Genomic DNA, 25381 nt, shown 5'->3' on the forward strand with positions numbered 1-25381 from the left:
CACGAGAATACGCGCGAGATCGCCGTGCCGCTACAGCGTCCAACCCGCCCTCCTCCCGCAGGCCGAGTTCGAGCCTGGCGATCAGCGACCGGATCAGCTCAATCGCTTCGTTCTTAGTGGTTCTGCGCCTGTCGCGGCGAGCATTCCCGTTCATCGCCACAGCGTCTGCCGACAGCGGCTATGCCGGAGAGGCTCCCGCTCAGGCGAGCTCGATCCGCATCGAGATTGTCAGAAAGCCACCCGATCAAGTCGGGTTTGCGGTGAACCCACGCCGCTGGGTAGTTGAAAGATTCTTCGCGTGGGTCAGTCGATACCGAGGGCTGTGGAAGGATCCTGAGGCCACGCTCACGTCAGCCCGCGCGTTCCTCTACGCCGCTTCCGTTATGCTCCTCGTCCGCCGCTTGGGACGAGGCTCATGATTTACGAGACGGACTCTTAGGATCGTCACGATGACCGCACCGTCACCTGACGGATTTTCGCCGATCCGCCGAGATCGGGAGTATGCGCCATCCATCACAGTACCAAAGTAAGTAGCTGCCAAGTGCCTGGGGCGCAGTTTGGTCAAAGACCTCCGTTAGAAGGTAGGGTTCAGCAACATTCTATTCCGGCGTCGATCGTCTCCGGATAAAATGTTCATCAAACGCCAATATCATCAAGCTGCCGTTTGCGCTGCGACGAGCTTCCTTCGCCTGGACTTCCGCCAGGCCGTAAAACCGATCGAGGCGAACATCACCACAACCACGCCCATCGCAACAGGACGCTCCAGGAAATAGAATGGGTTGCCGATGCTCAGCTGATAGGAGCGCAAAGCCTCCGTCTCGATGATGCGTCCCAAAAGAAGCCCGACCACGACCGCGGCGACAGGATACTCATACCGCGACATGCCCCATCCGATGATCGAGAAGATGAACAGCGTGATCGGTCCTGCGCTCGTGCCGTCGATGGCGAAGGCTCCCATGGTGGCCACCAGAAGCACGGTCGGGATCAGGAAGCGGAGCGGAACCCGAACCAGGGTGCTGGCGGCGAACACGAACGCCGTTCCGATAAACAGGAGCATAAAGGCCTGCGCGAAATTGCTGAGGATGATCGCGTAGACGATGTCCTTGTTCTGATCGATGAAGCTTGGCCCGCCGACCACGTTGTGCATCGCGAACGCAGCGAGAAGAATGGCCGTCGCGCCGCCACCGGGAATTCCGAGCGCCAGCATCGTTGCCATCGAACCGCCCTCGGAACTCGAGTTCGCGGCCTCAGCCGCGACAACCCCTTTTGGATTTCCCTGCCCGAAGGTGTCTCCATCATCGGCGCCACGCTTGGTCATTGCGTAGGAAAGCAGATTGGAGATTGAGGAGCCGACGCCCGGCACTGCGCCAACCAGCGACCCGATGATCGAGCCCCGTAGCACCACTCCCGGGCTGCGCAGCGCAAACGCCCCACCCGCCAGGATCCTGCGCAGGCTGATCTTGCGGTCAGACTCGTCCTCCACGAGGAAGCGGGCATTGACCAGATTGAAGAGCTGACTGGCGGCAAGAAGGCCCATCATTGCGGGAATGGTGGGAATGCCATCGAGCAGCCACGGAATCCCCATCGTGCCACGCATATAGCCCGCCGTGTTCATCCCGATGGTGCCGAGCAGGGTGCCAAAGGCCGCAGCGAGAAGACCGCGAGTCACATAGCGGCTTCCGAGTGATCCGAGCAGGATCATGCCCCAGATTGCGACGGCGACCATCTCCACAGGGCCGATGCGCAGGACTGCATCGGCCATCGGTGCGATCAGGACAAACAGGACGATGTAGCTGAACAGAACTCCCAGGCACGAGGCGAAGAGCGCAACGCCCAGAGCTTCGTTATGCTTCCCCTGACGCGCCATCGGATAGCCATCGAAGGTCGTAGCGACGGCGGACGAGGTGCCAGGAATGTTCATGAGCACAGCCGGGACGGAGCCGCCGAAGCCGGCGCCTGTATAGACGGAGGTTAAAAAGATGATCGCCGGCAGAAAGTCCATGTAGAGAGATGGCGGGAGGGCCAGCGCCATCGCCATGGAGACGGAAATGCCAGGCATCGCGCCGAAGAAGAGCCCGATCAGAAGGCCGGGAACGACCCACAGCCACGCATCCATGTTCGAGCCAAGGAGATCGAAGGCGGAACCCAATGCAGGAAAGTCGATCATGATTGAGCTTTCCTCAGAGGAAGAGTGTCGTCATCGGATACGGCACCATCATCTTGAAGCCGAGCACGACGATGATTGCGAAAATGGCTGGAAATATTGCAAGCACCCATATGCGCCGCTCGCCGCAGATCCAGAGCCCCACAACGGTGAAAACCCAGCCCGCGACATCATAGCCGATGTCTTCGACCGTGAAGGCGAAAACGCCGAAGACTGCGATCAACGCCGCAATGCGGCCGAGTCCCTTGCGCTCCTCGTCTCGCGCGGCGCGCTCATCGGGTTCAGGAGAGCGGCTAGGGACCAACGCCCCCTCGGCAACGCTGATACATTGCCGGAGAACCAGCAGATACATCAGCAGCACGAACAGAGCCGTAGGCTGGACGAGCAAGAGGTTCTGTATGTTGAGCGACGTCGCTCGGGCATCCAGAAGATATGCGATGCTGAATGCCGCGATGGAAGTGGCGACGAGAAAGTGCCCCCAATCCACCTTGTATGTTCGGTTTCCTATGCGCATTGGCCACTGCCTTGCTGAAGCCGAAGGGCGATGTGGTGGAAGCAGACCGGCTGCGGCGACGCAGCCGGTCTGTCATGTGCCTTATTGGGGCTTAAGCAGATCCCGGTGCTTCTGCATCGCCTCGAAGGTGCTCTTGTAGGCGGCGTTTGATGCCTCAGGACCGTACCAGCGGGTCGCGAGCTGCTGAGCCTGCAGCTTCGCGACGCATTCCGGATTCTTCGTAGCCCGCTCGATGGCGCTGGCAAGCTTCTGGTAGCGGTCCGGATGCTTCTCCTTGAAGCTCGTATGCACGGCCCAGCCGCGCTGGGACCCTTCGACGAACTCCCCTTGGAAGCCATTCTTCCTCCCGAACTCGACTACGTTCGTGGCATTGGGGAATTCCTCCGTCTTCTCATCGGAGAAGACCAGCAGAGGCCTGATCTTTTCCTTGATCGGCAGGAAGCCCTCACCTCCGACGAAGCCTACGTCGACGTGACCGCCAGCCGTGCCGTTCCGAGCCGGGCCGCCACCGCTATAAGTCACGATGCGCAGCTTCGAACGGTCGATACCGGCGGCATCCATGAGCAGCGCGAGATTCACGAAGTCCGCGGACGCCGGCTGCACGCCGATGCTGAGGCTCGTGGGATCCTTTTTCAGCTGCTCGATGACCTGCTCCATGCTCTGGATGTTCTTCTCGGCGGAAGTCGCCACCAGCGTGAAGTCGCGCGAGGGCAGGTTAATCATGTGGAAGTCTTCGGCCTTGTAAGGCGCATTCTGCAGCAGGATCGTTAGCGGAATGTATGGCGCTGCCGAGGTCGCCATGATGGTGTAGCCATCATCCGGCTGCTGAAGGAAGTACCTGTTTCCGAGCATCGTCCCGGCTCCAGGCTTGTTCACGATCGCGAGCGGCTGTCCAAGCTCTTTCTCGAGACATGGCGCAAAGGCTCGCGCCAGACGATCATTATAGCCCCCCGTGTCGAACGGGATCACCACGTTGACCGGACGCTCCGGATAGTTCTGTGCCTGAGCCATAGACGACAGGCCGAGGATGGCCGCACCAGCCAGCAGTGAGACGCGAAGGGCGCCGCGCCGCGTGATATTGCTTCTGCGCTTCATACACTTCCTCCATGAGATTGGTCGCCGCTCATTGGCGGCGCTTTTTTTGGGCAGAAGCCTCTTGCTCCTTACCTGCAGATCAGCCTAGTTGTGACCACAGTTAACTGTCAACAATTTTCCCAAAGTTTGTTTTTCCATGCTAGACTGCCCGTTGATCTGCAGTGAATGCCGCCTGCGGACCGCCTGACGAGAGTCCAAACCATAGTCGAGCGCTTGAAAAATGCCTGACAGTTCAGATGCCTCGCACGTCATTTCGCCTATTGAATTTTTGCGGACCCGTTCTCTGACGAACGTCGTGCAGGCCGAGATCGAGCGCATGATCGTCTCCGGCGAGCTCAAGCCGACGCAGCGGATCAACGAGAACGCGCTCGCCCAGCGGCTTGGCGTCAGCCGCGGCCCCATTCGAGAAGCCTGCAGCGCCCTCGCCGCCATGAAGCTTGTGGACGTGATCCCAAACCGTGGTTTCTTTGTCCGCTCCCTCAGCGAAGAGGAAGCCGCAGCGGTGATCGATGCCCATGCCGGCATATTCGCTTATGCCGGCGTCTCCCTGGCCGAGCGCATCACGGACAATCAGATTGCCCGCTTATGGGACATCCTGGAGCTCATGGAGCAGGCGGCCGAGACGGGAGACGTCACGAAGTACTACCCAGTCAATCTCGAGTTCCACGACGCCATTGTGGAGATGTGCGGAAATCAAAGAATCGGGGAGATCTACAGGGCGCTCGTCAGGGAATTGCACATCCACCGCTACAGAGGAGTCAGCGGCGGCGCATCCGCCCTCAAGATCTCGAATGCGGAGCACAGGGAGATCGTGGAAGCCCTAGCAGCCCGTGACCCCATGCGCACCTTCGCTGCCATGCGCCACCACATTTATCAGGGCCGAGAGCGCAATCTGGTCGCGCGCCGTGGAGAGCCTCACCAGAAAGCGAGCGTCACGAGCTAGCGTATCCCGGTTACGACGTGCGAGTGGTTGTTCACTGATAACTGTTGACAATTTTCGATCGGGCGGGCCATGTTGCGCAAAGACCGGCTGGACCGGTGAGGAACAGGAAGAGGGAACGGTTCAATGAACGAGCAAAGCGCCGCCGGGCTCACGAAGTACGTTTCGGAATTCATCTGCGACACGCAGGCTCAGGACCTCCCGGAGGATGTCGTCAGGCTCGGGAAGAAGTCCATTCTCGATGGAATTGGCCTTGCCCTCTCCGGCTCGGTCGCCAAGAGCGGCGAACTCGTTCGCCAGCACCTTGACGATCTCAACCTTGGCGAAGGCACGGCGACCGTCATCGGCAGCAATCGGCGCGTCGCCCCGCGTTTCGCCGCCTTCGCAAACGGCGTCGGCATCCATGCGGACGATTATGACGACACCCAGCTTGCCGTCGCGACGGACCGCGTCTACGGACTGCTGACGCACCCCACCGCCCCTGCCCTTCCGGCGGCGCTCGCCATGGGCGAGGCTACGCGCGCAGGCGGACAGGCCGTGATGCTTGCCTACCATCTCGGCGTGGAAGTCGAGTGCAAGATATCCGAGGCCATCAATCCGCGCCACTATCAGACGGGTTTCCATTCGACTGCGACCTGCGGCACCTTTGCGGCGGCTGCAGCGGCGGCGAAGCTCATGGGCCTCAATGTCGAGACCACGCAGCGCGCCCTCTCCATTGCCGGCAGCCAATCAGCGGGGCTTCGCGAAAACTTTGGCACGATGACCAAGCCGTTCCATGCCGGGCGTTCATCCGAAAGCGGTGTCGCGGCAGCGCAATTCGCTCAGTATGGCTGGACGGCGACCGACAAGATCCTCGAAGCTCCGCGTGGCTTCTTCAGCGCGGCGGGCGGCGGCTACGATGCGTCGGCGATCGAAGGCAAGCTCGGCGCGCCCTGGACGTTTGCAGAGCCCGGCATCTCCATCAAACCCCATCCGTCAGGCTCGCTGACGCATCCTGGCATGACCGAGATGATGCGCCTCATCCGCGAGAACGACATCCGGTCCGAGGACGTGGAGCGCGTTCGCGTGGGCACAAATTCCAACATGCCCAATGCGCTGATCCACCACCGCCCCCGCAATGAGCTCCAGGCCAAGTTCTCCATGGAATTCTGCATGGCCATCCTGCTCCTCGAGCGCCGGGCCGGCCTGAACGAGTTCGTCGATGAAGTGGTTCTGCGTCCTGACGTGCAGGCGATGATCGAACGGGTTGACTTCGTCGTGGACGAGGACGCCGAGCGTGCAGGTTATCACAAGATGACCACCATCATCGACATTGAGATGAAGGATGGCCGCAAGATTTCCGGGCGGGCCGATTTCGGCAGGGGCAGCCCCATGATCCCGATGTCCTACGACGAGGTTGCCGACAAGTTCCGGGAATGCATCGAGTACGCCCGGTTTCCGAAGGCGCGCGGCGAGGACATCATCGCAATGGTCCGAGATCTGGAGTCTCTCCCCTCGATCGGCCGGCTGACCAGCGCTCTGCTCCGCGACGCCTAACAGGGACCATTCGCCTTGCGCCCCGCCCAGGAAACGAGCCCCGCAGGCTCGCCGAAGTTGGAACGGCTGAGCAGACTTGATCCAAGGCTGCCCCGTCACCCGCTCGTGCAGCTTGCGACGGCTCTTGTCATGGGCACGGCCGGCGGCTTCGCCGCCGATGCGCTGAACGTTCCGCTGGCATGGATGCTGGGGCCGCTGGCCCTCTGCGCCATTGCGGCGATGACGGGCATCAAGCTGCGGCCCATGCCCTGGGCCCGAGAGGCGGGACAGGCCGTTGTCGGCCTCGCCATTGGACTGCGCTTCATCCCGTCGGTGCTGATCGCCACGATGGCTCTCCTGCCCGCCATGCTGGTTGCGACAATCTTCGTAATCGTCGTCACGATGATATCGGCCTTTGTCCTGCGCCCTCTGGCGCGGGTTGAACGCACGACGGCCTTCTTCGCCACGGCGGCGGCAGGGATGGCGGACATGGCGATTGTCGCCCGCGAGCGCGGCGGCGATGCGGACGCGGTGGCGGTTGTGCATGCAATCAGGATGACGGCTGTCGTCTTCGTCGTGCCGCTGCTCGTGGTGGCGTTCGGCGACGACGGCGGTATCGTGATCGCCGATGCGGCAGTACAAAGCAGCTACCTTGTCCTGGCTCTGGTTCTGATCCTTTGCGCCGGCGCCGCCCTCCTGCTCAAGCCCTTCAAATTTCCCAATCCCTGGCTCGTGGGACCGATGCTTCTTGGTGCGACCATCGGGGGCACGGAGGTTGTCACGGTCACCGTGCCGCCGGTCCTCATCATTCTGGCGCAGCTGATGATCGGCATCGCTCTCGGGAGCCGCTTCCAGAGGGACCTGATTTTCCGTCTGCCCCGGGTCGTCATGGCCGCCACCGTCACGACCGGCCTTCTGATCGGCGCGGCGGCTCTCGGCGCGGCGGTCCTGTCGCATGCGACAGGCCTTTCCTATGCCACAAGCTTTCTCGCCCTCGCCCCGGCAGGGGTGACGGAGATGGTCATCACCGCCAAGGCCATGCACCTCGACACCGCAGCGGTCACGGCCTTCCACATGATGCGGATCGCGGTGATCGCCGCGACTATCCTTCTGACCTTCGGCATTTACGAGCGCATTACGAGGTGGATCCATGGATCTCGAGCTTGAAGGCCGCCGCACGCTGGTTATCGGAGCGAGCTATGGAATTGGCTTGGCCTCCGCCCGAATGATGGCGGCGGAGGGAGCGGACCTGATCCTCTCCTCGCGCAGCGCCGACAAGCTCGACGCCGCAGCATCCGACATCGGCGCAGCCTGCGGCCGCACTCCCCGAACTGCGACCGTGGACCTGACTGTTCCTGGCGATGCGGAGCGCCTGCTGAATGAAGTCGGCGCCCAATGGGAAGGCCTCGATTGCCTCGTCACCGCTGTCGGCGGATCCATTCGTTCAGGGTTCGAGGGTCTCTCAGACGAGGACTGGCTCGGGAACTACACCTTCAACGTGCTCTCGACCGTGCGCGCGGTCAGGGCCGCCCTGCCCCTTCTCAGAAAAGGGCGTACGCCAGCGGTCGTTCTTCTCGGCGCGGCAGCGGCCAAGATGCCTTATGCCCACCAGATCGTCTCCAACGTTCACAAGGCCGGTCTTCTGGGCCTTTCGAAGACGCTCGCCGGTGAGTTCGCCTCTGATGGCATCCGCGTCAATCTCGTCGGGCCCGGCCGCACTCTGACCCCGCTGTGGATCAATCGCGCGGACAAGCTAGCCGCGGAGCGGGGTGTCACGCGCGACGAGGTGATCGACGAGTTCTCAAAGGATATTCCGCTCGGCCGCTTCGCCGGGCCGGAAGAGGTCGCGGTCATGGTCACGTGGCTTGCCAGCCCTCGGGCTGCATACGTCACGGGCCAGGCCATCAATGTCGACGGCGGCATCGCCCGCGGTTTGTTATGAGGTAAACGATAATGTCAGATCAAGGTGTTACACGGACGCTCGCCCGCTGGGCGGTGGAGTGCAGGCTCGCGGACATCCCGCAGGATGTCCGCGATCAGGGCGTGCGGACATTCGTCAACTGGCTCGGCTGCGCCGTCGGCGGCGTTTCGCATGAGACGGTGGATCGTGCGCTTGATGCGGTCCGGCTCTTTTCGGGCCCGGCGCAGGCGACCGTGATCGGACGAGGCGACCGGCTCGATGCGCTTCACGCCGCACTTATAAACGGCGTCAGCTCGCACGTCCTCGATTACGACGACACACACCTCAAGACGATCATCCACCCTGCCGGTCCGGTAGCTTCGGCTGCTCTCGCCGTGGCGGAGATGCAGCCCGTGTCCGGCGCGGATCTTCTGGCCGCGATGATCGTCGGAGTGGAGGTGGAGTGCCGGATCGGCAACGCCGTCTATCCAGATCACTATGATCGTGGCTGGCATATCACCGGAACGGCTGGCGTGTTCGGCGCCGCCGCCGCGGTGGGCCGGCTGCTCGGCCTCGACGAGCAGCGCATGACATGGGCCCTCGGCATCGCGGCGACCCAATCCTCCGGTCTGCGCGAGATGTTCGGGACCATGTGCAAGAGCTTCCATCCCGGCCGCGCGGCCCAGAACGGCGCCCTGGCGGCGTTCCTGGCGAAGTCCGGTTTCGACAGCTCCGAGCGCGGCATCGAAGCCCCGCGCGGCTGGGCCAATGTAGTATCGACGAAGCAGGACTACACCGAGATCACCGAGGGCCTCGGCAAGACCTGGGAAGCCGGTCTCAACAGCTACAAGCCCTTCGCCTGCGGTATCGTCATTCACCCGACCATCGACGCCTGTATCCAGCTGCGCGAGGAAATCGGGGATGAGGTCCGCAACATCGAGAAGGTCGAGCTCAGGACTCATCCGCTCGTTTTGGAGCTAACCGGTAAGACGGCGCCTCGCACCGGGCTCGAGGGCAAGTTCAGTGTTTTCCACGCAGCTGCAACGGCACTGCTGCGCGGCGACGGCACACCTACCGCCTTCACCGACGAGGCCGTGAACGATCCATCGATCGTGGAGCTACGCGGCCGCGTGAAGGCGGAAACCGATCAGTCCATCCATGAAGATCAGGTCGAAATGACGGTGACCTTTCACGACGGACGTCAGGTGAATCGGCGCATCGAGCACGCGATCGGAAGCCTCGACCGCCCCCTCACCGACGAAGAGCTGGATCGCAAGTTCATCAAGCAGTCCGAGGCAATCCTCGGCAAGGAGGGAACGGAGCGCCTCCTCTCGGCAGCATGGCGCTTTGCGGAAATGGATGATGTCGCGGAAATCGCGCGTCTCTCCGTTCCGAACGGCACCGCCACGAGCGCGTAAGGATTACATGATGGCATCGGCCCACCTCATTCTCGGAATCCTCAACGGGGACGATATCGGTCACGAGATCGTCCCGGCATCGGTCGAAGTGGCGAAAGCTGCGGCGGAACGGACCGGGCTGCGGATCGACTGGCGGCCGATGCCCATCGGCCGGACCGCGCTCGACACGCACGGATCGACCCTGCCCGAGGGCACGCTCGAAACGCTTGCCACCTTCGACGGCTGGATCCTGGGGCCCATCGGCCACCGGGACTATCCCAAGGTGCCGGGTGCGATCAATCCCCACCCGATCCTGCGCAAGCACTTCAATCTCTTCGCGAACGTGCGCCCGACGCGGTCCTATCCGGATCTCGGCGGCCTTTTCGAAGGCGTGGATCTAGTCATCGTCCGTGAGAACAACGAAGGCTTCCAGCCCGACCGCAACGTGGTCGCGGGCTCGGGCGAGTTCCGCCCTACGGAAGACGTCACGATCTCCGTCCGAGTCATCACTCGGGCGGGCAGCTACCGCGTCGCCAAGGCTGCGCTGGAAATCGCCCGCTCGCGCCGGAAACGCCTGACCCTCGTGCACAAGAACACCGTGTTCAAGCTCGGATGCGGCATGTTCGTGGAGGAGTGCTATCGCGCCGCGAAGGATTATCCTGATGTCACCGTCGACGAGGTGATCGTCGATACCTTCGCCATGCGCCTCGTTCGCGATCCGCAAACCTTCGACACGGTGGTGACGACGAACATGTTCGGCGACATTCTCACCGATGAAGCCGCAGGCCTCGTCGGCGGCCTCGGCATGGCTCCGGGCCTTTCGATCGGCAACGGCAACATTGCCATGGCTCAGGCGACTCACGGGTCGGCTCCCGACATCGCCGGCAAGAACATCGCCAACCCTTATGCGATGATCGAGTCCACCCGCATGATGCTCGACTGGCTGGGACGTCAGCGCAATGTTCCCGAAGCTGTCGCGGCGGCTCAACTGATGGAGCAGGGCATGACGGCGGCTCTTGGCGATCCTGCCACGCGCACGCCGGACATTCGCGGCACGGCCAGCACCACGGGAATGACTCAAGGCGTTCTGAAGGCAATCGCGGCAGCCTAAGCGTCAGGGCGCGGGAAAAGAAGCGATCCTTTCCCGCGCCATGTTTAGAAAGGCTCGGCAAGCTTGAACTCGGCACGTTCGTCCGAGTCTAGTTGCCTGACGAGCCCGGTCTCCCATTCAAGGTAACGGCGGGCCGCTTCGAGATTGCCGTCGTGCCGGTCATGCACGAAGAAGAGAAAATCGATAGCCTCCTCGTCAGGCGGCTGTTCCGGCGATGCCACCAAGGGCAAGCCCGCGTCTCGCCACCCTTCTATGCCGCCTTCGACAATGCCGACATCGGCCATACCGATTGCAGCGAGATCGACGGCAGCCAGCTGCGCGGTCATCGCATCCGTTGCAATGAGCAGCACGGCTTTCCGTGGGAGGACCGCCTGCTCCAAGCGCGGGCGAATGGACCACAATGCGCCTTCCGGATGGCTCTGGCGATACGCCACCGACGGCCTGAGGTCGATCAGAACTGCACGTCCCTCCTCCACCGACGCCGCAGCTTGCTCGGGTGAAACGCTGCGAAGCGCTCCACGCGCACCAGGATGGGGAAGCGGCCTCATCCTCAGCCAGCTCTCGTCGAGGTCAACCGCATCGTCGCGGCGAAGCACGTATACCTCGTAACCGAGCTGCCGCAGCCAGAAGGCGGCGAGGACCGCGCGCAAGCCCGTATCGTCGGTCAGCACAAGGCGGGAACGGCGCACGCCGACCCACTCGTCAGTCGCCTGCACGATCTGGACGCAAGGAGCATGGAGAGCTCCCGGCAGATGCCCCTGCGCATATTCCTCGGCGCTGCGTACATCAAGGAGAGAGAGGGTGCGCGACGTATCCCGGGCGAGATCCTCGAACGTCTTTGAATCGATGAATGGGATCGCTGTGCTCTCCCTGATCCGGTCCGCGCGGGCTCTGCTTTCAGCAGCTCCCTCTGTCTCGAGATCGGGCAAGGGATCGGGATTGCACCCGCGCGCCAGATCGAAGCCGGCGAGCGCCCATCCCTGCGTGCCGTTCTCAAGCGCGTAGACCGGATTCGGAACGCCCGCCGCCCGCAATCCGATTGCTCCAACAAGGCCGCGCGTCCGCCCGGCGCAGGTAAGCACGATAGGAGCATCGCGGTCGGCGACCGCGCTAGACATGCGGTGCAGCAACTCCCCGTTGGGACCGGAGCGCGCGCCTGGAACGGTCATCTTCCGGTATTCGCTCGGCGGGCGCGTGTCGAACAGGACGTGTGGTCGGCCCTCCTCCTGCCATGCGCGGAGCGTCCGCGCATCGATCATTTTGGGGTGCCAAACCATCTCGACGAGTTCGCCGAGCGTTTTCGAAGGCACGTTGACGCCCTTGTAGAGGGCAAAGCCCGCAGCGGCCCAAGCGGGAGCGCCACCCTCCACCGTTGAAACATGGATGTAACCCAGTTCTTCAAGCCGCGCGGCAGCGCGCTCGGCGACGCCATCGCCGTCATCGAGCAGAAGAAGCTGGACGAAACGGTTCGGAACCAGAACCGGCACGACTGCCTCAAGGCGACTGTAGGGAGCACTGGTTGCGAGGAGCGGATGCCCCTCGCCGTATTGCCCATGTTCACGCACGTCCAGGATTGCGATTTCCCCTGGCCCATGAACGAGGCGTTTCGCGTCGGCAGGGTGCAGTCTCGTGCTCATTGCGCAGGCCGCACAGGTTCGCCGCCGCGGAAGAACGTCCAGAAGGCCGGGTAGATGAGATCGGGGCGGTGTTCGGCAGGGTAATGTCCAGTAGGGACATCGAAGCCGCGCAGATCCGGAGCCCATGGCGCCCACGCCTCGAGCGGCTTGAAATGCCGGCCGCAATGGCTGTTCGCCCCCCAGATGACGAGGGTTGGACAGGCGATCTGCTTCTGGCCGAAATCAGCCGTGTCCATCTCGAAGTCGATCGTCACCGTGGCACGGTAATCCTCGCATACGGCGTGGATCTGCTCAGGCGTGGCGCAGCGGATGTACTCGGCGATGGCCTCGGGCGTAAAGATCTCCAGGCCTACGTCCTTCTTGTTGAGCTTGTAGCGCATGTAGTAATCGAGATCCGCCGTCAGCAGCTTTTCCGGGAACGGATATTTCTGCGCCATGAAGAACCAGTGATACGATTCCAGGCCCCAGCCCAAACTGACATTGCTCAACACGTGATGAGTGGGAACGATGTCGAGGGCCGCCATGCGCTCGATCCGATCTGGATGGTCGAGCGCCATGCGGAACGCGACGCGTGCGCCCCGATCATGACCCGCAACGCTGAACCGCTCGAAACCCAGCGACGACATCAGTTCGACATTGTCCTCCGACATCGCGCGAAACGAATAGGCCGCATGGTCAGGTCCGCCATCCGGCTTTGAGCTGTCGCCATAGCCGCGCAGATCCGGCGCAACGACGGTGAAGGAACGCGCGAGCGAAGGAGCGATCTTGTGCCAGCTGACCAGCGTCAGTGGATTGCCGTGCAGCAGCAAAAGCGGAGGCCCCCTCCCAGCGATCGCCACGTTGATCTCCGCGCCCGATGTTCTGATCCGCTCGCGGCGAAAGCCTTCCATGAGAGTGGGGCCGTGCGGGATAAGCGGCGGCGGACTATTTGTTCCAGATTGCGTCGTCTGCGTGCTCAAGCCAGGTTCCTCCCCTCAGAGCCTCCGATCAATCTCAGGCTGCGGCGGTGTTTTCCGTCCTCTTGGCGGCCGAGGCATTGCCTGCGAGCTGCGCCGCGAGGCGCAGGGCATTCTCGAGCGCGCCCGTGGACGCCACGCCCTTGCCGACGATGTCGAAGGCCGTTCCATGGGAGGGCGTCGTGAAAACGGTATCCAGCCCGGCCGTCACGGTGACACCGCGGTTGAAGCCACGGATCTTCGTCGCGATCTGCCCCTGGTCGTGATACATCGCGACGACGCTGTCGTATTCGCCCGCGAAAGCCTTGACGTAGATCGTGTCAGCCGGGAACGGCCCGCGGCAGTCGACACCCGTAGCCGCAACCTTCGCGACGGTCGGACCGATCAGCTCGATTTCGTCTCTGCCAAACAGCCCCCCCTCACCCGCATGCGGGTTCAGCGCGGCGACTGCGATGCGGGGCTTGGCAATGTTGGCGCGCCGCATCGTTCTGTCGACGAGGCGGATCGCATCCTCGATGGATTCCGCAGTAATCAGGTCGAGTGCCTCGCGCAGCGAGACATGAGACGTCACACGGGACATCCATTGCCCGTCCAGCACGTTCATCTCAGAGAAGTAGCCTTCATGTCCTAGGAGATGAGCAAACATCTTGTGCTCGTCCGGGAACTTCCAGCCGCCTGCCCAAAGAGCTGCCTTGTTCAACGGTGCAAAAGTGATCGCATCGACCTCGCCCCGCTTCGCCATCTCGATGGCGAAAGCCAGCGTATCGCCGGTCAACCGGCCGGATTCCGCAGAGACAACTCCCCGTTCCAGGGTGACCGGATCAGTATTGCCGAGATCAAGCACCGGAACGGAGGACGCCGACCAATCGACGGACTGGGCGCTCCCGACACGGTGCCAGGCGAAGGACACGCCGGCATCCCTCATGCCCTGCTCCAGAACGCGGACATCGCCGACGACCAGAAGGCGAGCCTCCCCCGCCAAGGCTCCTGAATGCAGGATCCGCGCGGAAATCTCAGGTCCAATCCCCGTATAGTCTCCAAGGACGAACGCAATGCGCGGGAGGGTGGATCCGTCTGATGTGCTCATGGCGCCAGTTCCTCGAATAGGAGCGGGGCCAAACAACCGGCCCCAGATGCTGGCAGCATCATCCCTAGACCAGGAACTCTCGTCAACAGACAACTGTTGACAATTCTGCCGTTAAATTGACCCTGACGCTTTCGGTTTCGGCTGGCTGGCCTTGAATCAGTTCAGCCAACCACCTTGCCTTCAGCATGCACGACGGCGAGCAGACGATCCTTGGCGAAGGCCACGTGGCCCCGGTGCGCCTCGTAGGCTCGGCCCGGATCGCGAGCCGCTATGGCAGCCAACATCTCGCGGTGCTCCTTGTTGGAAACGGCAAGACCGCCGCCCTGGACGAGGCTCCGGGCCCTGAAAAGGTGCAGCTTCTTCACGAGGCTCCGGTAATGCTGGGCAAGCGTGGTGTTCCCAGCCGAGTCGACGATGAACTCGTGCAGCGCAAGGTTCAATGGGTAATAGGCCTCGAAGTCCTGTTTGCGCGAGGCCTTCTCCATACCCGCAACAAACTCTCCCATCTGCTTGATCTGCTTGTCCGTCACCCGCATGGCCAGAAGTTGCCCCGCCAGCCCGAACAAGACCGAGCGGACTTCGTAGATCTCCAGGGCCTCCTCGATGGACAGGCGGCGGATGAAAGATCCCCTGTTCGGGATCGACACGACAAGACCCGAACCTTCGAGCGCGCGCACGGCCTCTCGGATGGGCCCCCGGCTGGTCCCAAGCTTCTGGGCCAGCTGGTTCTCGTTGATGCGCTCACCCGGCGCGAAGCTGCCGCTGAGAATGAGACGCTCGACCTCGCGCTCGATTGCCGTTGCAAGCGAGGAGGTCTGCAGGACTGCGAGTTCTTGGGAAGGGGTGCTCGGGATCATGCCGGGAGGTACAACCTTTCCCGTGCAAATTGTCAACACTTTTTACGTTACAGAAAAACAGAGGGCAGAAGCGGGCCAGTGCTTCTCCAGGCCCGCTTGCGTGTCGAATAGAGCTGGCCGCGCCGTCCTTTCCTGAAGCGCTGCCCCAGGAGAAGGACCGCGCCTCCCGGCGTTATGCCCGGAACTCCTCGATGCCGTCGAGATTCGGAGCCCCGAAGAGGCGTTCGCACCACTGCGCCAGGGCCTCGGCCTGGTGGTCGGTCCAACCGCCATACCGGGTGTTCGCCCGGAACTTGTCGAGGATCTCCGCTCGCGACAAGGGCTCGCGGGCACCGCCGCGCATATGCGGCTGGTGAGCGCTGCGCGTGCTTCCGTCCTTCAGGGTCACGATCACGGTTCCGGTGTAGTTCCGTGGGTACTCATCGTTCGGGTCGATTTCGTAGTGCACCTTACCGGCGAGCTCGAGAACGTCCGGATCGGTGATGCGCTCATCCGTGAACTGCCCCAGGCCTGCAGCGCGATTGACGAAGCCTACGGCAACGCCGAAGGGGACGCTGAACTTCGCCGAATAGGGTGTCGAGGGACGACGCTTCTCCGCAAGCGGCTCCCACAGCCGGTGCACGGTCCCCTCGCCGACCTTGCAGAGGACATCCTCGATCTGATCGGCTCCGACGCCCTCGCGAGCCAGGCGAATGGCGCAGTCGATAAATGGCTGGACCATCGTGCCGCACGCATAGGGCTTGAACGCGATGCGCGCCGCCTTCCACTCATCCCCCAGCCCGGATGTGATGCGCGAGAAGTCCGCCGCAATCTCCGGAACGCCGAAGGCGTAGAAAAAACCGTGCTCGCCCTCGAAGACGGTACGCGGCCCCTTGAAACCGGCGCGGCCGAAGAGTGCTGCTCGTAGCCCCGCTTGAGCGGCCCATCCCGGATGGATGCGCTTCGTCCAGGTGCCTTCAGCGAGATATTCGATGATGCCCGACGCGAAACTTGCCGCAACGCCGAGGGAGTCGACCATCTGCGTCGGGGTGAGGCGGAGTGCCGTACCAACGCCTGCGGCAGCGCCAAGGGCTCCGATAATCGCGGTCGGATGGAAACCGGCCCGGTGCTGGGCCGTCGGCGCGACGATCGCCATGCGGCACATCAGCTCCGCGCCAACTGCGATACCGCGCAGCGCGTCCTCTCCGCTTCGTCCGTAGCGCTCGCAGGCAGCAAGGACGGCCGGCACGATCACCGCGCTGGTGTGTACGGGCGTTCCTTCGAAGGTATCGTCGTAATCCTCGCCGTGGGATGCGGTTCCGTTGACCAATGCAGCGCCGGCGGCATCGAAGCCTTGCGCATGGCCGAAGGCCGTGCATCCGCCCTTGCCTTCCCAAGCGGAGACGATGGCCTGCACGTATTCCTCGTGGCGGGCCGACACGCTCAGACCGGCATGGTCGATGAGCGCGGATGTCGCTATCTCCCGAAGTTCGCTGGGGAGCGAGGCTCCGTCCAACGCGCAGGCCCACGCAGCGAACTGCTCCGCAATCGCCTGTCCGGGCGGGGGCGCATTCTCTTTAGCCATTTCGTTCTCCACATGAGCAGGCGCGGGAATACCCCATGCATCCCCCGCGCCGACGGATCGGATTGTCAATGATCCTGCTACTGGGCCTGCGGTAACGCGATCACCAACGGCTTCCTCCAGCGACGGATCTCTCTCACCGCCGAGACGCCGATGACGAGAGCCGCGCAGGTGAGAAGGCCGAGGCTGACATTGTCCTGCAGGAAGACGATGTGATCCCCGTTCGTCATCAGCAGGGCGCGCCGATAGTTGGACTCGATCATGTAGCCGAGCACGAGGCCCAGGATCAGGGGCAGGTGCGGAAAGCCGAGGACGCGCATGACATAGCCGACGATGCCCGCCGCCAGGACGATCCAGAGATCGAACAGGCTGTGATCGATCGAATAGACGCCGGATACGACGAGACCGAAGATGGCCGCCATCAGGTAAGGCTTAGGCCGTTTCACAAGCCAGATGCACGGCCCGAGAATGACCATGCCGAGGAGGAACATCAGCAGGTTGGCCGTGAAAAGACCACCGAAGAGTCCATAGACGATTTCCGGATTCGACGTGAACAGGAGCGGACCGGGCTGCAGGCCATGGATGAGGAAGCCGCCGAGAAGGATGGCCGTCGAATTCGACCCGGGAATGCCGAAGCTCAGAGTGGGAACGAGCGCAGTGGCGGAGACGACGTTGTTGGCGGTCTCCGGAGCGATCACGCCCTCCTCCGAGCCATGGCCGAATTTTTCCGGCTCTTTCGACCACCGCCGGGCCTCGTTGTAGGACAGGAAGGCTGCGACCGATCCGCCTGCACCAGGAATGGCTCCTTCGACAGCACCCAGCGCGCAACCGATGCCTTGCGCACGACGCAGGCGCCACAGGGTCTTCAAGCTCGGGAGCTTGAGGGTCGCCTTGCCTGCTTCTGACACTGCCCCTTCCCGCCACCTGCTCTCGCCCGCCTGAACCATAAGTTCCGATAACGCGAAGATGCCGAGCATAATCAGGATGAAGTGGATGCCCTCGAGCAGATTGGGATCGCCGAAGGTAAACCGACTGACTCCTGAGATCGGATCCGTTCCGACGGTCGCAATCATCATGCCGAGCACGCCTGCGATCAGCCCCTTCAGCAGAGCTCCTTCCGACAGCGAGGCAATGACGCTGATGCCGAGAATGCCCATCGCGAAATAAGCAGGCGGCGTAAAGAGAAGCGCGAGGTTTGCAAGAGACTCGGTGAGTGTCGTGAGCAGGATCAGCCCGAACAAACCGCCGATCGTGCCGCCGACGAGAGAAAGGCCGAGGGCCTCGCCACCGCGGCCCTGCAAGTGCATGGCATAGCCGTCGATCGTCGTTGCCGCAGCAGAATTCGTTCCCGGCGTGCGAATGAGGATGGCCGGAATGGAGCCGCCGTATTCAGCGCCGACATAGACGGAAGCAAGAAGGACGACGGCGACAAGAGGCGGAAGGCTGTAGGTGAAGGGAAGCAGCAGGGCCATCGCGATCGATGGCGAGACACCCGGAAGCGCGCCGCCCAGAATACCCCAGAGGACGCCGCCGCATGCCGCCGCCAAAACGGGCATTGAAGACACGGCATGCCACGCGTAGGAGAGGCCTTCCATCTTTACGCTCCAATCACAATTAAATGAGTTCGCAGGCGCGCCGGTTCGGCGCTCAGCCTACAAGCGCCGGCCAGAAGCCCGCTGGCAGGGGGACATCCAGAAGGCGGACGAACATCAGGTAAAAGAATCCCGCACCCAGAGCCGCGAAAAGCAGGAGCCCGAATGATGGACGCTTTCCGTTGTAGAGGGCTACCGTGAGCAGCAGCAGGCCTACCGAGAGCATGTAGCCGAGATAGGGAACTACGATGAGGTAGACCGCACCGATCGCGATCATGCCGGCGGCCCAAAGATGGCGGGCAATGTTCCCGCTCCTGCGCTTCGGCTCGGCAGGAACGGCGGGCCCTGCTGCCTTCATCGCCAGAAGCGATTGGACAATCAGGCCCGCCGATAGAACGCCGAGTGCTATTGCAAGCAGCTTCGGCAGACCGTCAGCCCCTACGGTACCACCAAGTTGGCTTTTCGGAATGGCGTCGGCTGCGAACCAGAAGACCACCGCAAAGATGAAAAGCAGGATCGCAGTAATCAGAGTGCCTCGCATGGTCGCTCTCCCGAAAGGCCCGTGACCTTAGTCCGTCGTAATGCCGTACTTCTGGAAGAAGGCTTTTTGTCCTTCGGCGAACTCAGCCGTGAACTTCTTGTACTCTTCCTGACTCATGTAGTCCGGCACGAGAGCATCCTTTTCGTACCAGGCTTTGAAGTCCGGCGCCTCGAGAACCTTCTGGATTCCGCTCTCCCACGCAGCGACGACATTCTTGGGGAGGCCTTTGGGGCCCGCAATGCCGCGGAACTTGCGCACGACGAGGTTAATGCCCTGCTCCTTCGCGGTCGGCACATCGGGGAACTGCTTGAGACGCTGGTTGGTGTAGCTTGTAATCAGCCTGATCTTACCCGCATCGATCTGTCCGCGCAGTTCCGCAATTTCGCCGATGCCGACATTGGCCGTTCCGTTGAGGACACTGAGCATTACATCACCACCGCCATCATGGGTGATGATCGTCATCTCGGCGCTGGTCTCGGCCTTGAGCTGCTCCATGACCTGCCGGTCGAGAGAGCCCGGCGTGCTCACGCCGACGCGAACCTGGTTGGGGCGCTTCTTGGCGTCTTCGATGACATCCTTCAGCGTCTTGTACGGGCTGTCAGCGCGCACGAAGACGATCTGCGGATCCTGGAAGAGGTTCACGACCGGATCGAGATCCTCGTAAGTCTTTTCAGGCTTGCTGAGGAGGGACGTGTTGATGTAGCTCGGCGTCGTGCCGTAGAAAATGCTGCCGTCGGCAGGCGAGTTCGCCAAATGCGCGACTGCCTTGGCGCCGGCGCCGCCGCGGACGTTCTCTACCGCGAACGTCACGCCCATGATGGGCGAGAGATGCTTCACGAGTTCGCGCAGAAAGACGTCGGTTCCGCCGCCCGGGCTGGAATGCGTGATGAGTTTGACCGTCTTGTGCGGATACTCGGCGGCCAATGTTGGCTGTGTCATCAGGCTGGCTGCGGCCAACCCGGCACAGAGCGCCAATTTGATCTGGGTGAATTTCATTGCTTCCTCCTGTCACCGATGAAGCTGCCTTAGCGGCAGTCTTAGTCGAGAATGTTTTTGTATACTGTCGACAGTTTATAATCGACCATTCTGGAACGGATATCAAGTGCCCTGACGTTCAAGCCTGTAAATAATCCTGTAGGCTGCTCACGGCATGAAGAGACCACCGCTGACATGAATGGTTTGGCCCGTGATGAAGCCGCCTGTGGGAAGGCAGAGCATACGAACGACTTCCGCTACATCCTCTGGGGCGCCGTCATGCCCGACGAGCGGCTGACCGCCTCCGGGAAGGGAGACGCTGTGCCCCGAGGTCTCCGAGCGCTTTCCGCCGATCTTGCCCGGAACAACACAATTCACTGTGATCCCATGTTCGGCGAATTCGACGGCGAGAGCACGTGTCATTCCAGTCAACCCGCTCTTGGCCGTTGCGACATGTGCACGGTTGTAGGCTCCGGTGTGAGCGCTTACTCCGCCGATGTTGATGATGCGCCCATGCTTGGCCCTGACCATGTGGGACAGAACGGCCCGGGATCCTAGGAAAGCTCCCTCGAGGATAACGCTGGTGATCTCCCGCCATTCAGCCAGGGACATCTGCGTGAAGGGGACTTCCCGCCTAATGGCTGCGTTATTGATGAGAATGTCGACATGCCCGAAAGTCTCGATCACCTTCGTGACCATGCCTTCGACATCAGCCTCGTTGGTGACATCCGCGAGATGAACCAGAGCCCGACCGCCAGCAGCCTCCACTTCCTTCGCAGTAGCCTCGGCCTCATCACGGGACGACTTCGCGTTGATGACGACTGTAGCCCCCTCACGAGCCAAAGAAAGAGCCATGGCCCTGCCAATGCGCCGGACCCCTCCGGTTACGATCGCCACCTGCCCGTCGAGCGTCTTCCTATCGTCCACGACTTTCTCCCGTATCCCTGATCCGCGCAATGCCAGGGTCTTGTCGGCCACATGATTTGGAGGCCTGGGCTCTCCAGCAGTCAGCTCGGCGAGAAGGCTTTGCAACTTAGTTGCCATTATCCATCTGCCATCTCGTATCCATCTACCGTCTCGCGGTCATTGCAGTCAGTCTGAAGACCCCGACCCAAATTTTTGTATACGATAGTGCACAGTATCTGCATTCGATCAAGTTACAACCGCGAACTCTACTTTCACCGGAATACTGGGATACGCACCGAAACTGCTCGGATGCACCTGAAACGCTGCGTCAGCTGCGTGACTGCTTGTGTCCGAAGATGGCGTCGAGAAGCCTGAACAGGCCGAGCCTCGTGAAGAGATTGTAGAAGTGGAGCGTGAAACCGTTCACGAGGAAAGCGCGGACCACATGGAAGGCGGTCACGAGGGCGACATTCAGGTGCAGCACCTGGGCTGTAAGAGCCATCTCCGCCATGCCGCCTGGAGACGATCCCAGAGCTGCGCTCGCGACATCGATTGCAGTCGCAATGGATAGGAGCCAAGCATAGCCGAAGAGCAGTGCAGCCAGCAGGATGGTGAAGGCGGCGCTGATGGCAGCCAGGCGCGGCAGGCGCTCTAGGCTTTCGCGACGGAACCTCGATCCGATCGAGATGCCGATGAAGAACTGACCCAGGGAGAACAGCACACCCGGCATTCGTCCCGCGAGAAGCCCGGTTGCGGCAACGACGGCCGCGCCGATGATGGCTCCCACAGTCCAGGGATTGTTGACGCGCAGGAGCCGCGTGAGAGCCACACCTGCCAGCCCAGCAAGAAGAGCGAGGCCAGCATGCAGCCATGAAAGACGGACCTGTGCGACCTGGTCATTCATGCCGCCGTCAATTCCCAGCGCGATGATGAGGGGTGGCATCAGGCAGACAAGCAGCGCCACGCGGAGAGCCTGGGAGAGCGCGATCGGCTCCGCCTGCGCCCCCACCGACGTGCCGACATTCGCCATTTCGGACAGACCGCCTGGGGTGAGGGAGAAAAATGCGGTCTTGTGGTCGATCTTGCCGAGCAGCGCGAGCGGCACGGACAGGGTCGCCGAGAGAAGAATGGCTACGAACGCCGTCAGGACCATCAAGGGCGCCCACAGCATGATGACTTGAAGAGCCGCCGCGGTCACGTTGAGGCCAACGCTCGTTCCGACGACCGCCTGCCCCAGCCGCCTGCCCATCGTCGGTGCAAAGACTGGGTATCCGGCAGCGGATGAGAGGGCTGTTGCGATCAGGGGACCGAGGACCCAGGCCAGGGGGACATGAGCCCAGGACGCCAGGAAGCCCAGTCCGAGGGCCAGTAAGAGCGTCAGAAGAGCTGGCGGCGGCGGAATGCGCCATTTGGAGATCAGGCGCATAAGGCGAGCAGATCCCGAACGTCTTCCAGCCGGTCGAGCGACCAAATCGCATCGCGTGCTCTCAGCGCCCTCTCCTGCCCGATGACGGGCGATGAGTTTGCGAGAAACTTGCTCTCGATTGCGCTGTCGGACATGGGATTGTCGACCGTTCCGCTCGCATGATCCACCAGGTGCTCGTAGCGTGCGCCCGATTGCGTCACGACGGCAGCCCAGGCCTGATCCTTGCGCAGGCTTTCGTCCATCCGGGCGCTGACCCGCTCGCGGAGCGCGGCCACATTCGGATCGAACGCTCGTTTGTCGGTATACTGCGCGACGCCCGCGGCTCCGTCGAGGAACGACACCGCTGCGGTGTGGGAAAGGCTGAACTTGGACTTCAGGCCCGTCTTCGGGTTGGCCACGCCTGTGATCGTGACCGCCAGCGGATTGACGCGCAGTTCGATGGCGACCACATGCTCATTCTTCGGTACCTTTGCCGCCAGCGCGATCATGGCGTCGATGGTCGGGTGAAGAACGACTCCGCAGGCATAGGGCTTGTGGCCGTTGCGCGTGATCTCCCACCGCTCTCCCAGCTGATCGAGAATGAGCTCCGTCGCAGCGTCCTTGCTGTAGATCCGGCAGAATCCGCGCTTTCCCTCGAGGATTTCATCGGAACTGTCGAAGCCGCGTTGCGCAAGCAGCGCCGCCAGCACGCCGCTGGACCCGGCCTTGCCTGCATGGAACGACTTGCACATCGTCCCGCGATTCTGCTGCATTCCCGCAGCTTGGGTCGCCGCAATGCCGAGCGCATTGGTCAACTGCTGCGCATCGAGGCCCAGCAGCTTCCCTGCCGCGGCTCCGGCGGCAATGGAGCCGAGCGTTCCGGTCAGATGCCAGCCGCCTGCGTGATGCCCAGGCGCCCCCTGCCCGGCACGCACGCCAGCCTCAAAGCCGGCACAATAGGCCGCGATGAGATCCCGGCCGGTGAACGGGCTTCGCTCCGAAAGCGCGAGGAGCGCGGACAGAACCGGCGAACTTGCGTGAAGGACAACCCCGCCCATGTGGGTGTCGTCGAAATCGAGAACATGCCCCATCTGACCATTGGCGATGGGTGCCTCAAGGAGGCCTATTTTCATCTGCCGGCCGAGCACGGTGGCCTGGGAAGCCCCTCCGAGATCGGAGAGAACGCCGACCAGTTTCGTGATGGTCGGATGCTGGCTTCCGGCGAGCGCGCAACCGATCCAATCCATCACGCCGCGCCGCCCCTCATGAACAGCCTTCTCGGGCAGGTCTTCGAACGTGAAGGATGACAGGAAAGAGCATAGGTCCTTCGTGACGTTCAGGTCGAGGGCGGCAGCCCCATAATCCATTTGAGTTGCGAACTGGCTGCTCATCCTGGCCTCCCGAGCCAATGATCGTTTCAAATTGTTCTCTGGCGCTTTGTCCTTATTTGTATACGTTAGCATCCAGAGAATGCAACAACAGCAATCCTCCAAAGAGGATCAAGAATGCGGGAAAGTCTGTGCCTGCCACCGAAGCAGGCCGGGCGATTTCAGCGGCAATGCAAGAGGAAGCCTCCCATGAAGGAATATCCCAGCAGCGGGGTCTCACAGCAGGTATCGTTCCTGGCGGAATACATTGCCGGAACTCTCGACCGTGAGCTGCCGCCGGAGGTAGCCGCCGAGACGAAGCACCATGTTCTGGATACCCTTGCTGCCATCCTGTCGGGGTCGCGCCTGCGGGCTGGCCGACTCGCGGCTGCCTATGTCGGCCCCATCGGCGGCGCGCCGGAGGCCACCGTCATCGGGACATCGCTGGCTGTGCCGGTGGTCAATGCAGCCCTGGCCAATGGCATGGCCGGTCATGCGGATGAAACGGACGACTCGCATCTCGCGGGCCGGTTTCATCCGGGCTGCGGAATTGTACCGGCTGCGCTCGCGATTGCAGAACGGCAGGACTGCAGCGGAACGGATCTCCTCCGCGCGGTTACGCTCGGCTATGACATCGGCGCGCGCGTGACAATCGCCCTTGGGCTTCGCAAGCCGGATACGTCGCGGCACAGCACCCATAGCCTTGGTCCCGCCTTTGGCGCTGCCGCCGCAGCAGCCGCGCTCCTGCGTCTTGATCCGACCCAGGTGCGTCACGTCCTCTCCTACTCAGCGCAGCAGGCATCCGGAATTCCTTTCTGGCAGCGCGATCGTGAGCACGTAGAGAAGGCATTCGATTTCGGTGGCATGGGCGCACGCAACGGAGTGGCCGCCGCGACGATGGTCGCGGCTGGTTTCTCGGCGGTCGACGATCCGCTATCGGGAAAACACAACCTGTTCACGGCCTTCGGCGAGGACCCGGATCCATCACTGCTGACGGCGGATCTCGGAGCGAGGTTCGAGATCATGCGGGCCTCCATCAAGAAATGGTGCGTGGGGTCTCCGATCCAGGCGGTGCTGGATGCCATGACGGCGCTCGTCGAAACCTACCGCCTGAGCGCCCAGGATGCGAGACGCATCATCATCACGATGCCTGACGATCGCATTCACATCGTCGATAACAGGACCATGCCTGACGTATGCGTTCAGCACCTCGCCGCCCTGGCCCTCGTGGATGGAACCGTCACCTTCGAGAGCTCGCACGATCATGAGCGGATGAACGATCCGGTCATTCAGTCGGTTCGCCGTCTCATCGAGCTCGTCCCGAGTGCGGAGCTCACGGCAGCGGTGCCGGCAAGGCAGGCTATCGTCGAAGTCGAGACCCTCGACGGACGCAGGTTGAGGCACCACGCGCAGGCGGTGCGCGGCACACCGGAGAACCCGATGGACCGGGGTGAGATCGAGGCGAAAGCCCTCGACCTGATAATTCCCATCATCGGCTCGGATCGAGCCAAAGCCATGGTCGAAGCAGTCACGCATCTCGAGGACGTGCAACGCATCCGCAATCTGCGGGAACTGCTGACGGTTTGAGACTGCTCTGTAAGTTGCAGGACAAATAGACAGGGCACTCTTTCCAGAGCGCCCTGCTACGTTTGAGTTTCCGTGCCGCACCTACTTGCTTCGCCAAGCCGACTCCTTGAGCAGTCCGGCGATACGCCGCCTGCTCCTTCTTGGCGGATTCGTCGAGAGCAGGACCGGCAAGGAAGATGTTTTCCCAACCGCGGGTTTCGAGCACCTTCCTTCATGCGTCAGACTTCACGAGGTTCTCGAACATCGCCGTCAGCTTGGCCTTGTCCTTGATTGA

At 62.2% G+C, this 25381-nt stretch carries 21 protein-coding genes and 1 pseudogene; 8 read left to right on the top strand and 14 right to left on the bottom strand.

What is annotated here, in order from left to right:
* Positions 1-119: 119 nt before the first annotated feature.
* A pseudogene (locus GR328_RS23355) lies at positions 120-419 on the top strand (IS5/IS1182 family transposase); the annotation flags it as partial.
* A gap of 233 nt (positions 420-652) precedes the next feature.
* Here GR328_RS23355 and GR328_RS23360 read toward each other — a convergent pair.
* From GR328_RS23360 to GR328_RS23370, 3 genes are all read right to left on the bottom strand, one after another.
* A complete protein-coding gene (locus GR328_RS23360) occupies positions 653-2167 on the bottom strand; it encodes a tripartite tricarboxylate transporter permease (protein ID WP_160888073.1) in 1515 nt (504 codons plus the stop codon).
* Between the two features lie 13 nt (positions 2168-2180).
* Positions 2181-2678 carry a tripartite tricarboxylate transporter TctB family protein gene (locus GR328_RS23365; RefSeq protein ID WP_160888074.1) on the bottom strand — a complete coding sequence of 166 codons (498 nt, stop codon included), beginning with the start codon at positions 2676-2678 and terminating at the stop codon, positions 2181-2183.
* Between the two features lie 81 nt (positions 2679-2759).
* On the bottom strand, positions 2760-3773 hold the full coding sequence (locus GR328_RS23370; protein ID WP_160888075.1) for a Bug family tripartite tricarboxylate transporter substrate binding protein: 1014 nt from the start codon (positions 3771-3773) through the stop codon (positions 2760-2762).
* Between the two features lie 268 nt (positions 3774-4041).
* Between GR328_RS23370 and GR328_RS23375 the strand changes: the two genes are divergently transcribed.
* The 6 genes from GR328_RS23375 (at position 4042) to GR328_RS23400 (ending at position 10636) form a co-directional block, all read left to right on the top strand.
* Complete coding sequence (locus GR328_RS23375; RefSeq protein ID WP_160888076.1) at positions 4042-4716, top strand: FCD domain-containing protein; 675 nt, start codon at positions 4042-4044, stop codon at positions 4714-4716.
* A 123-nt stretch (positions 4717-4839) separates the two neighbouring features.
* On the top strand, positions 4840-6249 hold the full coding sequence (locus GR328_RS23380; protein ID WP_160888077.1) for an MmgE/PrpD family protein: 1410 nt from the start codon (positions 4840-4842) through the stop codon (positions 6247-6249).
* Positions 6250-6306: 57 nt separating this feature from the next.
* Positions 6307-7395, top strand: coding sequence for an AbrB family transcriptional regulator (locus GR328_RS23385; protein ID WP_246216057.1), 1089 nt, complete (start codon positions 6307-6309; stop codon positions 7393-7395).
* Complete coding sequence (locus GR328_RS23390; RefSeq protein WP_160888078.1) at positions 7379-8170, top strand: SDR family oxidoreductase; 792 nt, start codon at positions 7379-7381, stop codon at positions 8168-8170. The genes GR328_RS23385 and GR328_RS23390 overlap by 17 nt, the downstream gene beginning before the upstream one ends.
* Positions 8171-8181: 11 nt before the next feature.
* On the top strand, positions 8182-9546 hold the full coding sequence (locus GR328_RS23395; protein WP_160888079.1) for an MmgE/PrpD family protein: 1365 nt from the start codon (positions 8182-8184) through the stop codon (positions 9544-9546).
* 10 nt (positions 9547-9556) lie between these two features.
* Positions 9557-10636 (top strand): isocitrate/isopropylmalate dehydrogenase family protein, encoded by a 1080-nt coding sequence (locus GR328_RS23400; RefSeq protein WP_246216058.1) that lies wholly within the window; start codon positions 9557-9559, stop codon positions 10634-10636.
* Between the two features lie 44 nt (positions 10637-10680).
* Here the strand turns inward: GR328_RS23400 and GR328_RS23405 are convergent, their stop codons facing one another.
* The 11 genes from GR328_RS23405 to GR328_RS23455 form a co-directional block, all read right to left on the bottom strand.
* Entirely contained in the window at positions 10681-12273 is a 1593-nt protein-coding gene (locus GR328_RS23405; protein WP_160888081.1) for a rhodanese-like domain-containing protein, read from the bottom strand.
* Positions 12270-13232: an alpha/beta fold hydrolase gene (locus GR328_RS23410; RefSeq protein ID WP_246216059.1), complete on the bottom strand. Its 963-nt coding sequence runs from the start codon at positions 13230-13232 to the stop codon at positions 12270-12272. Before GR328_RS23410 ends, GR328_RS23405 begins: the two co-directional genes overlap by 4 nt.
* 34 nt (positions 13233-13266) lie before the next feature.
* The gene (locus GR328_RS23415) at positions 13267-14316 is read right to left on the bottom strand and encodes a PdxA family dehydrogenase (RefSeq protein WP_160888082.1); all 1050 of its coding nucleotides are present in this window, start codon (positions 14314-14316) and stop codon (positions 13267-13269) included.
* A 161-nt stretch (positions 14317-14477) separates the two neighbouring features.
* On the bottom strand, positions 14478-15173 hold the full coding sequence (locus tag GR328_RS23420) for an FCD domain-containing protein (RefSeq protein ID WP_160888083.1): 696 nt from the start codon (positions 15171-15173) through the stop codon (positions 14478-14480).
* 172 nt (positions 15174-15345) lie between these two features.
* Positions 15346-16737: an MmgE/PrpD family protein gene (locus GR328_RS23425; protein ID WP_160888084.1), complete on the bottom strand. Its 1392-nt coding sequence runs from the start codon at positions 16735-16737 to the stop codon at positions 15346-15348.
* A 77-nt stretch (positions 16738-16814) separates the two neighbouring features.
* Complete coding sequence (locus tag GR328_RS23430) at positions 16815-18329, bottom strand: tripartite tricarboxylate transporter permease (protein ID WP_160888085.1); 1515 nt, start codon at positions 18327-18329, stop codon at positions 16815-16817.
* Between the two features lie 52 nt (positions 18330-18381).
* Positions 18382-18867, bottom strand: a complete 486-nt coding sequence (locus GR328_RS23435; protein WP_160888086.1) for a tripartite tricarboxylate transporter TctB family protein — start codon at positions 18865-18867, stop codon at positions 18382-18384.
* A 27-nt stretch (positions 18868-18894) separates the two neighbouring features.
* Complete coding sequence (locus GR328_RS23440; RefSeq protein WP_160888087.1) at positions 18895-19863, bottom strand: tripartite tricarboxylate transporter substrate binding protein; 969 nt, start codon at positions 19861-19863, stop codon at positions 18895-18897.
* Between the two features lie 147 nt (positions 19864-20010).
* Positions 20011-20769: an SDR family NAD(P)-dependent oxidoreductase gene (locus GR328_RS23445; RefSeq protein WP_343039465.1), complete on the bottom strand. Its 759-nt coding sequence runs from the start codon at positions 20767-20769 to the stop codon at positions 20011-20013.
* A 307-nt stretch (positions 20770-21076) separates the two neighbouring features.
* A complete protein-coding gene (locus GR328_RS23450) occupies positions 21077-22174 on the bottom strand; it encodes an AbrB family transcriptional regulator (RefSeq protein ID WP_160888089.1) in 1098 nt (365 codons plus the stop codon).
* Positions 22165-23544, bottom strand: a complete 1380-nt coding sequence (locus GR328_RS23455; RefSeq protein WP_160888090.1) for an MmgE/PrpD family protein — start codon at positions 23542-23544, stop codon at positions 22165-22167. Before GR328_RS23455 ends, GR328_RS23450 begins: the two co-directional genes overlap by 10 nt.
* A gap of 186 nt (positions 23545-23730) precedes the next feature.
* Here GR328_RS23455 and GR328_RS23460 point away from each other — a divergent pair, with 186 nt between their 5' ends.
* A complete protein-coding gene (locus GR328_RS23460; RefSeq protein ID WP_160888091.1) occupies positions 23731-25107 on the top strand; it encodes an MmgE/PrpD family protein in 1377 nt (458 codons plus the stop codon).
* The last annotated feature ends 274 nt before the right edge of the window (positions 25108-25381 follow it).

This window comes from Microvirga makkahensis, from assembly GCF_009830105.1.
GTDB lineage: Bacteria > Pseudomonadota > Alphaproteobacteria > Rhizobiales > Beijerinckiaceae > Microvirga > Microvirga makkahensis.

Bases quoted from the DNA above. Each gene is read 5' to 3' on its own strand.
- GR328_RS23360 (WP_160888073.1), bottom strand. From the start codon at position 2,167: ATGATCGACTTTCCTGCATTGGGTTCCGCCTTCGATCTCCTTGGCTCG.
- GR328_RS23365 (WP_160888074.1), bottom strand. From the start codon at position 2,678: ATGCGCATAGGAAACCGAACATACAAGGTGGATTGGGGGCACTTTCTC.
- GR328_RS23370 (WP_160888075.1), bottom strand. From the start codon at position 3,773: ATGAAGCGCAGAAGCAATATCACGCGGCGCGGCGCCCTTCGCGTCTCA.
- GR328_RS23380 (WP_160888077.1), top strand. From the start codon at position 4,840: ATGAACGAGCAAAGCGCCGCCGGGCTCACGAAGTACGTTTCGGAATTC.
- GR328_RS23390 (WP_160888078.1), top strand. From the start codon at position 7,379: ATGGATCTCGAGCTTGAAGGCCGCCGCACGCTGGTTATCGGAGCGAGC.
- GR328_RS23395 (WP_160888079.1), top strand. From the start codon at position 8,182: ATGTCAGATCAAGGTGTTACACGGACGCTCGCCCGCTGGGCGGTGGAG.
- GR328_RS23400 (WP_246216058.1), top strand. From the start codon at position 9,557: ATGGCATCGGCCCACCTCATTCTCGGAATCCTCAACGGGGACGATATC.
- GR328_RS23405 (WP_160888081.1), bottom strand. From the start codon at position 12,273: ATGAGCACGAGACTGCACCCTGCCGACGCGAAACGCCTCGTTCATGGG.
- GR328_RS23415 (WP_160888082.1), bottom strand. From the start codon at position 14,316: ATGAGCACATCAGACGGATCCACCCTCCCGCGCATTGCGTTCGTCCTT.
- GR328_RS23420 (WP_160888083.1), bottom strand. From the start codon at position 15,173: ATGATCCCGAGCACCCCTTCCCAAGAACTCGCAGTCCTGCAGACCTCC.
- GR328_RS23425 (WP_160888084.1), bottom strand. From the start codon at position 16,737: ATGGCTAAAGAGAATGCGCCCCCGCCCGGACAGGCGATTGCGGAGCAG.
- GR328_RS23430 (WP_160888085.1), bottom strand. From the start codon at position 18,329: ATGGAAGGCCTCTCCTACGCGTGGCATGCCGTGTCTTCAATGCCCGTT.
- GR328_RS23435 (WP_160888086.1), bottom strand. From the start codon at position 18,867: ATGCGAGGCACTCTGATTACTGCGATCCTGCTTTTCATCTTTGCGGTG.
- GR328_RS23440 (WP_160888087.1), bottom strand. From the start codon at position 19,863: ATGAAATTCACCCAGATCAAATTGGCGCTCTGTGCCGGGTTGGCCGCA.
- GR328_RS23450 (WP_160888089.1), bottom strand. From the start codon at position 22,174: ATGCGCCTGATCTCCAAATGGCGCATTCCGCCGCCGCCAGCTCTTCTG.
- GR328_RS23455 (WP_160888090.1), bottom strand. From the start codon at position 23,544: ATGAGCAGCCAGTTCGCAACTCAAATGGATTATGGGGCTGCCGCCCTC.
- GR328_RS23460 (WP_160888091.1), top strand. From the start codon at position 23,731: ATGAAGGAATATCCCAGCAGCGGGGTCTCACAGCAGGTATCGTTCCTG.